Annotated in this window: 10 protein-coding genes; 7 read left to right on the top strand and 3 right to left on the bottom strand. The window is 37.8% G+C overall.

The features are described from left to right. Window positions 1-106 precede the first annotated feature (106 nt). The 6 genes from H5201_RS12690 (at window position 107) to H5201_RS12665 (ending at window position 3675) form a co-directional block, all read left to right on the top strand. A complete protein-coding gene (locus tag H5201_RS12690) occupies window positions 107-511 on the top strand; it encodes an SMI1/KNR4 family protein (protein WP_310736940.1) in 405 nt (134 codons plus the stop codon). A gap of 67 nt (window positions 512-578) precedes the next feature. Then, complete coding sequence (locus tag H5201_RS12685; protein ID WP_182740459.1) at window positions 579-923, top strand: DUF600 domain-containing protein; 345 nt, start codon at window positions 579-581, stop codon at window positions 921-923. Window positions 924-971: 48 nt separating this feature from the next. Then, window positions 972-1214 (top strand): hypothetical protein, encoded by a 243-nt coding sequence (locus tag H5201_RS12680; RefSeq protein ID WP_182740460.1) that lies wholly within the window; start codon window positions 972-974, stop codon window positions 1212-1214. A 264-nt stretch (window positions 1215-1478) separates the two neighbouring features. Then, window positions 1479-1823 (top strand): PEGA domain-containing protein, encoded by a 345-nt coding sequence (locus H5201_RS12675; protein ID WP_182719054.1) that lies wholly within the window; start codon window positions 1479-1481, stop codon window positions 1821-1823. A gap of 156 nt (window positions 1824-1979) precedes the next feature. Continuing rightward, window positions 1980-2600 carry a hypothetical protein gene (locus H5201_RS12670; RefSeq protein ID WP_259398543.1) on the top strand — a complete coding sequence of 207 codons (621 nt, stop codon included), beginning with the start codon at window positions 1980-1982 and terminating at the stop codon, window positions 2598-2600. Continuing rightward, window positions 2590-3675 (top strand): rhomboid family intramembrane serine protease, encoded by a 1086-nt coding sequence (locus tag H5201_RS12665; protein WP_182740461.1) that lies wholly within the window; start codon window positions 2590-2592, stop codon window positions 3673-3675. The genes H5201_RS12670 and H5201_RS12665 overlap by 11 nt, the downstream gene beginning before the upstream one ends. 52 nt (window positions 3676-3727) lie before the next feature. Here the strand turns inward: H5201_RS12665 and H5201_RS12660 are convergent, their stop codons facing one another. Both H5201_RS12660 and H5201_RS12655 read right to left on the bottom strand, forming a co-directional pair. Next, window positions 3728-4924 carry an iron-containing alcohol dehydrogenase gene (locus H5201_RS12660; protein WP_182784717.1) on the bottom strand — a complete coding sequence of 399 codons (1197 nt, stop codon included), beginning with the start codon at window positions 4922-4924 and terminating at the stop codon, window positions 3728-3730. 46 nt (window positions 4925-4970) lie between these two features. Continuing rightward, window positions 4971-5330: a DUF1294 domain-containing protein gene (locus H5201_RS12655; RefSeq protein WP_182740463.1), complete on the bottom strand. Its 360-nt coding sequence runs from the start codon at window positions 5328-5330 to the stop codon at window positions 4971-4973. Window positions 5331-5382: 52 nt separating this feature from the next. Between H5201_RS12655 and H5201_RS12650 the strand changes: the two genes are divergently transcribed. After that, complete coding sequence (locus tag H5201_RS12650; RefSeq protein WP_182768099.1) at window positions 5383-5910, top strand: hypothetical protein; 528 nt, start codon at window positions 5383-5385, stop codon at window positions 5908-5910. A gap of 269 nt (window positions 5911-6179) precedes the next feature. Here the strand turns inward: H5201_RS12650 and H5201_RS12645 are convergent, their stop codons facing one another. Beyond that, window positions 6180-8300 carry a methyl-accepting chemotaxis protein gene (locus tag H5201_RS12645; protein WP_182784715.1) on the bottom strand — a complete coding sequence of 707 codons (2121 nt, stop codon included), beginning with the start codon at window positions 8298-8300 and terminating at the stop codon, window positions 6180-6182. Window positions 8301-8636: the final 336 nt, after the last annotated feature.

The raw sequence follows: 8636 nt of genomic DNA, 5'->3' as shown, positions 1-8636 counted from the left end.
ATCATCACATTGAGATAATGCTTTTTCAACCGCTTGAACTTTAAATTCTTGTGTAAATCGACGTCTCATTTTTATCTGCCTCTATTAAAAGTTAGAGGCGACAACTATCCTGACACAGGGGGTTAGCTACAGAGAGTTTATTTTAGAATTCAATGGTGCATCCCCAGAGGAAGCTATTATAAGAATTAACTCTGAAGAGCGGGTATTGGAAAGATTTTTAATAGTTTCGGAAGATGAAAAACTCGATAGTGGACTGATGCAATACGAAATTAAAGTAGTAATGGCTCAAATTGAGGAAAGACTTACAGCTAACGAAGACTTGGTTGGAGCCGAGACCTTACCTTTTGCTTATCTTTTTGGTGGTGATTTTTTATGCCTAGACTTCAAAGAAGATGCAATAAATCCTAAAGTAGTAATATGGGATCATAATGAATCTGAAGAATTATCGCCTGTTTTTTACAAAGCTTTTGATAATTTCCAAAAATTCCTTAATGCGATGTATTTCAGCTGACATATATTTACAAACTTTATGTTTGATCATTTAATTTAAAGCTCATTTATAATACTAAGGACAGCACATGAAACCTGACATTACAAACATCCCACAACAACTCGGTCAGTACCTTTATCAGCAAATTAATGAGCCGTGGCTTAAAGCACAACTCATTTTAAATTGCGAAGATGAAAACGTACTTGAATGCAAAGCCCATTATCAAACAGCAGATGACTCAAGTGAACAGCCAATTACCGTGAAAGACGAGATAGTCAATTTATTCAAACAAGTATTTGATAAAGCCACAAAGCAGCAACCCGAAAACTGGACACGCGCTATTTTTACCATTAATCGCCAAGGCCAATTTAATCTCAACTTTGAGCGTAACAATCACGATGATGACGTTATTACTGCACAAAATACGCACTAACTTAAATAAGTAAATTACTCTAATACAAAAACACTAAGGACAAAAAACATGGATGTTAAGAAAAACACCCGTAGCAAGCTAAGCCTAACCGCCTTACTTTTTTCAAGTAAATTTATCAAAAGCCCGGTTATTCGTATCGCGATCATCTTCGCCATTATTATCGCATGTTTACTAATGATCAAAGTGGCTATTATGGCCTTTTACATCACGGTATTTCTGCTTGTGACTATTTCAATCTGGGGTACATGGCAACGATTTGCTAAGCTTAAAAAGAGTAAAGCTCTAAGCTAATATTTATCATAATCATAATGAAATGGTTTCTTTTATTGTTATAAATATAACAAAACAAGGAAAAACTGGTATTTTTTGCAACTATGATTTGAACCTCATCCTTATACATACTAAAATGCCATTTGATTTATAGTTAAAGTAAATATAAAAGTCATGGAAGACTCTAGTAGAAATATAATCCTTCCTATTGTTACTCCATGATTTTTCGTTGCTAAAAGTGATATAAACAAAGATGTTTATAATGAACAATTTAATGGAGTAATTATGAAAAAATTAAGTGCGCTGGTTGCTATAGTGATGCTATCAGGTTGTTCAAGCAGCCCAAAAGTTGAACAACAGGCAGCCCCAGTTGAACAACCAGTTGTTGTCGCAGAAGAAGTTAACAGTGCAATATCATTGACTGTTATTACTTCTCCTGATGACGCCCGTATTCGCATTATGAATATAAAGCCGAAATACGAAGCTGGTATTGAACTCGATGAAGGTAAATACGACATCGAAGTTACTAAAGATGGTTACTTAACCTATAGAAAGTGGGTTACTGTTGACAAGAAAACGATCCTGACTATCGAATTAGATCAAATTGAAGCAAGCCAATCTGCGTTATAGTACCCCTGGTGGCAAGTGTATTCTTGCCATCATCACTTTGTGTTATCTTTATTAAAAATTAAGTATAGTTTACATACAAAGTTATTGTCGCATTAAAGAAATACCCGTATTCTATTGCGCTCATTAAATGGACAGTAAAGAATAAGGATATTAATTTTGGAGTCATCACAAAACTATTCTGACAGCTTAAATAAAATCTCCACACGAATACCTAACGCACTTAAAATAGTTGATAATAAAGAGCTAAAAAGCACTATTTTTTGGTTGAATCAAGTGCTTTTAGTAGTTTCAACTATCTTTGGTGTTTACCTAGCTGCGAAAAGCGGTTTAGAGCAAGTACTTAAATTTGATTCCTATAGTAAAATGGAAGATAACTATTATTTGCATACTTCATTATATGATAAAGTAAATGATAATTTAGAGAATATAAAACGCTATTCGTTACTTTTAGTACAAAGCCCACATACGAGTGAGCTTGAGTATAATAAGCCCACGTTTGAAAAATATATTTGGCATACCATGCAGTACTTGTTCACAACACTTGAAACGCCGAGTATATTTTTAACACAAATTCGTCGTTTTTATAGTTGTGCTGAGTGTGTAATTGAAGCGGCGTTAAGGCGTAAAATGTCTGCGCGCCAAGCGTCTATTGAACTAGACCAAATTGCCGATAGTATTGAGCAACAAACATTACCTCAACTAAAAACTAGTGCATTAAATTTACAACAAAACGATATTATTATCGGCTCATTAAAGGACGCTGATAATGCCAACTAAACGCTGCCCTCACTGCAAAGATCACCCTTTGGATGTTACTCATTATCAAGGTGAAGAGATAGATATCTGTCGCGAATGCGGTGGCTTATGGTTTGAAAAAAACGAAGTTAACCGGATGATTGCCGAAATCAACGAAGGTCCTATTGGTGAAAAATACGAGACTCATTTTGGTAAATCATTAGGTATTTCAAGACTAGACTGCCCTGATTGCAATAAGAACCTTGAGCGCTTTCATTTACTCGAAGATTTTCATACCGAAATTGATGTTTGCCGTCATTGTGATGGTAGTTGGATTGAAAAAAATCAATTAGAAAGCGTTGAAAACAGTCCTGAGCTCAAAACAAACCTAGACAAGCTAAACCAAAAAGTTAGTTGGAAAACTTATCTGTTTCAATTTTTAACGCAAATGCCCGTTGAATATAACCTAAAGCCAAAACAAACGCCGTGGGTTACTCGCAGTTTAATTGCACTCAATGCCATTGTTTTTGCCTTGTATTTTTTCAATGCAGAGGCATTCAGTGCAACCCTCGAATTGTTTGCAATGAATCCAAGTAAGATCTCTCAAGGCGAACATTTATGGATTGTGATTACCTGTGTATTTTTACACGGCTCAGTAATGCACCTTATTGGTAATATGTACTTTTTATACATTATTGGCGATAACCTCGAAGACGTATTAGGTCATAAAAAGTTTTTAATATGGTATATGGTATGCGGTTTGGCAGCGTCTTTTGCTAGCTTTATCGTTGATCCCACCTCGATTATTCCAAGTGTCGGGGCTAGCGGCGCAATTGCAGGGCTATTTGGTATGTACTTAATGTGGTTTAGGCACGCCAGCCTTACTTTTATGTTTATCATTTATCAAAAGAAATTATCTGCAGTGTGGTTTTTTGTAATTTGGTTAGGGATCAATATTTATGGCATGATTGCAGCACCTGATGGTATCGATTATGGCGCTCATATCGGTGGCTTTATCGCAGGGTTATTGATCGGCTTTGCTCTTAAAGCAAAAATCACTGCACAAAATCCTATGATTGAATTATTAAATCAACCTGAAGCACAGCTAAAACGCTAATTTAACGCGCTTAAACCTTTCCTATCGGTACTGATGGGAAGGTTTTCATTTATTACATATCACTCACTACTTTATGAATAATGGCTTGGCATTGAGCTACGTTCATAAATTTTGGTACTGGATAGTCCCAGTTAGCCTCTACAATTGCAGCATCAGCAAGCTTTGGTATATCAGCTACTTTTAGCTCTTTTAAATGATGAGGGATCGCTAGATCAATAAGTAACTGCTCTAAGGTGTTTAATAGTATTGCTGCTTTTTCTGTTGGTTTTTGGTGTGATTGTGTTAATTGGCAATGATCAGCAATAGCCGCCAGCTTTTTATCTATACTGGAACCATAAAATTTCAGCACATGCATCAATACCACACTATTTGCTAAACCGTGAGCTGTGCCGTATTGCGCGCCAAATTGATGCGCTATAGCATGCACATAACCTACAGATGTTCGGGTAAACGCTTGCCCTGCATAAAATGAAGCGAGTAACATATTTTCCCGTGCAACTAAGTCATTACCATTTTTATACGCTGTTAATAAATTTTGTAAAATAAGTTCGATTGCCCGCAATGACTTGTCATCACTAAAAGCAAGGCCATTAGTGCCTATGTATGCCTCAAGTGCATGCGTGAGTGCATCGATACCTGTAGCTGCGGTAATAAAATCAGGCACCGTTTGTGTTAGCTCAGCAATTAAAACTGCATCACTTGGTACAAGAGCAAAGTCAGTGGCGGCATATTTTGTTTGCATTTGCGGATCGTTTACCACCGCAGCAACTGTAGTCTCTGAGCCAGTACCTGCGGTTGTTGGAATGGCACATAACGGGGGCAGTTTTTTCAGTACTTTAAACAAGCCTTTTAACTGCTTAATTGATTTATTAGGTCTTACTGCACGTGCGCCAATTAATTTGGCACAGTCAATTACTGAGCCGCCACCAACGGCGATAATACTATGACATGTGTATTGCTGATAAAGTGCTAAACCACTTTCAACATTGCTAATCGTTGGATTAGCATCAACGTCACTAAACAGCTGCCAAGAGATTGCCTGCTCATCCAGCAAAGCTAAAATGGGAGCAACAACGCCTAAATTTTTTAACGTATTGTCAGTTACAACTAACACAGGTTTATTAGGATTAAGTAATGCAAGCCATTGCTTAAACCCGCTATAACCTTGATACAAACGCGGAGCAGGAATACCAATAAAAATAACAATACATTTTAAAATAAAATGATAGCAGCGATATAAAAAATACATAAAATCGGACTTTTGTTATTTTTAGGTTACCTGATAGTGCATCAATTTAAAGCAATTGCCAATAATAGGCAGCCCCTAATACAGAAGTATTTATAATGATAGTGAGCCAAAGTAACGCAATAAAAGTACGTTTTTGTGATTTATGTCTTAACCATTGCTGAGCGATCAGTGCTCCCGGCCAACCACAAATTAATGCTAAAATATGTAAACTACGTTCCGGCACTCTAATAGGCCGATCTGTTGACTCTATCGCCAAACGCTTATCCCATTTATAAACTAAAAATGTAATACTGCTCATAGTACAGTAAACACTGGCAACCAAATATGGCCAATAATCAAGCAGCCCACCAATCACTAATACAACTAGAAAACTAACAGAAAAAAGCAATAATGTTTTTTTAATCAACGGACTCTCGCCTATACTACAATTTGAAAAACTAATAATGATAGGCACAATTATGTCATACCTAAAAACACTTTTACTATCTTTTTGCTTTATCTACGCTGGTACTATTAGTGCACAAACGATTGACTTAGCACCAGAGCTTGAAGTATTTAAACCTTACCTCGGCACATGGCAAGCTGATTTCAATGTTGCCGATAATAAGCCAAAGATTCAGGATGTAGGTCGCTGGGAGCGAGCCCTCAATGGGAAAGCAATTCGTACCCTTCATTCCATTAATGAAGGTGAATATGGCGGCGAATCAATGATATTTTGGGATAGCAAAAAGCAGTCATTAGTTTTTTATTATTTCACCACCGCAGGGTTTTACACACAAGGCACCATGAAAGTATTGAGCCCTACGCAATTTGTAGCATACGAAACCGTAACAGGTTCAAAAGAAGGCATCACAAAAGTAAAATCAACCAGTAATTTTAAAGATGAGCAGTTTGTTGTCTCTACCTCTTATTTAAAAAAAGGCGAATGGACAAAACCTGAAAAACGTATTTACATTCGCAGTAACAAACAGGTTATTTTTAAATAGTAACGGCATAACAGTAATCGAGTGAATCAATTGGCTGGACTGATGACTTACCATATAAAAAGACATAACTAATTTAAAAGAGGTAGCCCGTTGAAATGCTTTTGCCGCTGTTTGGTTTTGTATTATTTTCTACAGCTAGATTAGAGTTGATCTAGTTTAGAATTGATAATGTAACTCAAACTAACCACGCCGAAGTGGCGTTGCTAGTTTGAGCGAACGGTTAAGTTATACCGATTTTATACAAAACCAATTTAATCGTATTGAAGGTATTATGTTTTCAATTTATTCAGTTCATCGTCTTGCTGTGCAACGAGCTGATTGAGCATTTGACTACCATCGCCGGCTTGAGTTGATAAATCAGCAAGTTGTGATGCGGCATCAGATATCCGCGTTAAATTACGATTAATTTCTTCGGTTACAGAGCTTTGCTCCTCAGCAGCCGTCGCTATTTGGGTGATCTGATTAGTGATCTCTTCCACTTTAATTACCACACTGTGCAAAGCATCAAAGGCAACGGTGGTTTCATCAACCGCGGTTTGTGCTCGCACAACCCCTTTTTCAATCACTGTTGAGGCATTACCCACTTCAAGCTGTAAGTTGTCAATTAAGCCACTAATGTCATCTGTTGACGCACGAGTTTTAGATGCCAGAGCACGTACTTCATCGGCTACGACAGCAAAGCCTCGCCCCTGTTCACCAGCGCGAGCTGCCTCAATCGCAGCATTAAGTGCGAGTAAATTAGTTTGCTCTGAAATAGTGCGGATCACATCTAAAATTTGTGTAATATCGTTACTACGCGCCGCCACCTTGGCTACGGCTTGATTGGCTTGCTTTATTTCTTCAGACATCGTTTTCACTTGTGATACCGCAGACGATAAACTCGCTTCGCTACTGACCACTAATGAATTGATTTCATCTGCCTGTTGCGCTGATTGCTCTGAAGCACGGGCAACTTCAAGGGCGGTGGCACTCATTTCATTCATTGCCGTTACTACACTTTCAATTTCTTGAAACTGAGCTTGCACATTTTGCTTAGTATCAACGGCTACATGTGCGGCAATTTGCGCCTGCTCTTTAGTCTGCCCTGATACATCTTTAAGTTGCGCAATTAAATCACGTAATTTTTCCAAAAATGCATTAAACCCAACAGCGAGCGCTATTAACTCAGCATGAGTGTCAACCGTTAACGTTTGTGTTAAATCCCCATCCGCGCTGGCTAAATTATCAACCCGTAGCTGAATTTGTTGCAGCGGTGCAACGATGCTTTTGACAACTAAAGTCATAATAATAAAGGCAGCGCCAGCAATCACTAAGCCTGATATTAAAATTAGCCCACCTAGTGTATTGGCATTTTCTTGCATACTCGCGCTGAGCTGCTGTGGCCCTTGCAGTGCAAGCTCTGCTGGTACTTCAACTAATAAAGTCCACTGGCGACCAGCAAGTTTAATATCTATTGGGTAATTGACTAAGTATTCATTTTCACCCTTTTGTACTCCAGAGCGTTCTTTCAAACTAGTATAATTTTTTAACACCGAGGCTGAGACGGCTTCTTTTAGCGGACGGCCAAGTTTGTCTTTGTTATGACTACTACCCACAATTAAATCCATCGAACTTAATAGGGTAACTCGCGCCTGACCATTATATAATTCTTTTGATAACTGCTCGGTCATGGTTTGAAAAACTGGCAGTGTAATATCAACACCACTGAGGCCAATAAACTTACCGTCGCGAAGTATTGGCACAGTCAAAGAAGTCATCATTTCAGAATTGCCGGGAGATATTTCGTACAGATAGGGTTCCATTATGCACGGCTTTTTAGTGTCTTTAGCACATAAGTACCACTCAGCTTCACGTTGGCCAAATTCGTTTAAGGTCGTAACGTATTTTTCTGCTGCATCTTCAACAACTTGCTGTTCAATCACACCTTCACGGCTGCGAGTGAAGTAAATCTCTAAGGTGCCTTGGCCTGCGACTGAATGATCATAGCCATTTTTATACTGTTGATCGTCCCCATCAAAACCATTAGCTTCAAATTGCGAGTAGATTGAAGAAAGTATTGAATTACCTTCTATAATAGAGCTATTAAGCTGTACCACTGAATCACGCGTTAAAGCATCTTTAGCTGATTCATTACCAAGTATTGCTGCGAGTGAAAAAGGCACTCGATACGCTTCGTTGATAAATCCTGCGATTTTTTCACCGTACACAGCAGCATTGCTGGTGAGCTTTTCTTCTACCTCAGTAACTATCAATTTTTCAGCTTGTGCTGATAACACTTTATTGCTGCTTGATAATTGCCACCAAAGCACACTCGATAGCACTACAACGGTGATAAAAATACTACCTAAAGTAAGCCATAGTAACTTTTTCGCCAACGCTAATTGCCGCATTCCACTTATCCTTTAATTAAAACTACGTTTACATTCTAGTTCAATTATTCATAAGTTAATCTATTTTGTTGAAAAAAACATACTAACGCTGCGCTAATACTATTTAATTTTACCAGTAGCTAAAAAGTTTTCGCGATAACAAAACCAATTTAGACATCGAGTTGATCATTGCTGAACTATTTGTGTAAACGCTTGGCAATGACTTTGCACTCTATAAATAGTCTTAATATGGCAAAATAAAAATGGGGGATGTTGGTTGTCGGGTAGCACAAACTGAGGATTGAATATTAAGTACGAATTATCACAATAACGCGTCTTGGTTATAAATGGCGTTCT

The organism is Pseudoalteromonas sp. SG43-6, assembly GCF_014164365.1.
Classification (GTDB): Bacteria; Pseudomonadota; Gammaproteobacteria; order Enterobacterales; family Alteromonadaceae; genus Pseudoalteromonas; species Pseudoalteromonas rhizosphaerae.
Note: the sequence above shows the minus strand (reverse complement) of the source record. Positions and strands in the feature narration are given on the sequence as shown.

What these genes read in the sequence shown, in the direction of transcription:
- H5201_RS12685 (WP_182740459.1), top strand. Translation starts at nt 579, where the DNA reads ATGAAACCTGACATTACAAACATCCCACAACAACTCGGTCAGTACCTT.
- H5201_RS12680 (WP_182740460.1), top strand. Translation starts at nt 972, where the DNA reads ATGGATGTTAAGAAAAACACCCGTAGCAAGCTAAGCCTAACCGCCTTA.
- H5201_RS12675 (WP_182719054.1), top strand. Translation starts at nt 1,479, where the DNA reads ATGAAAAAATTAAGTGCGCTGGTTGCTATAGTGATGCTATCAGGTTGT.
- H5201_RS12665 (WP_182740461.1), top strand. Translation starts at nt 2,590, where the DNA reads ATGCCAACTAAACGCTGCCCTCACTGCAAAGATCACCCTTTGGATGTT.
- H5201_RS12660 (WP_182784717.1), bottom strand. Translation starts at nt 4,924, where the DNA reads ATGTATTTTTTATATCGCTGCTATCATTTTATTTTAAAATGTATTGTT.
- H5201_RS12650 (WP_182768099.1), top strand. Translation starts at nt 5,383, where the DNA reads ATGTCATACCTAAAAACACTTTTACTATCTTTTTGCTTTATCTACGCT.
- H5201_RS12645 (WP_182784715.1), bottom strand. Translation starts at nt 8,300, where the DNA reads ATGCGGCAATTAGCGTTGGCGAAAAAGTTACTATGGCTTACTTTAGGT.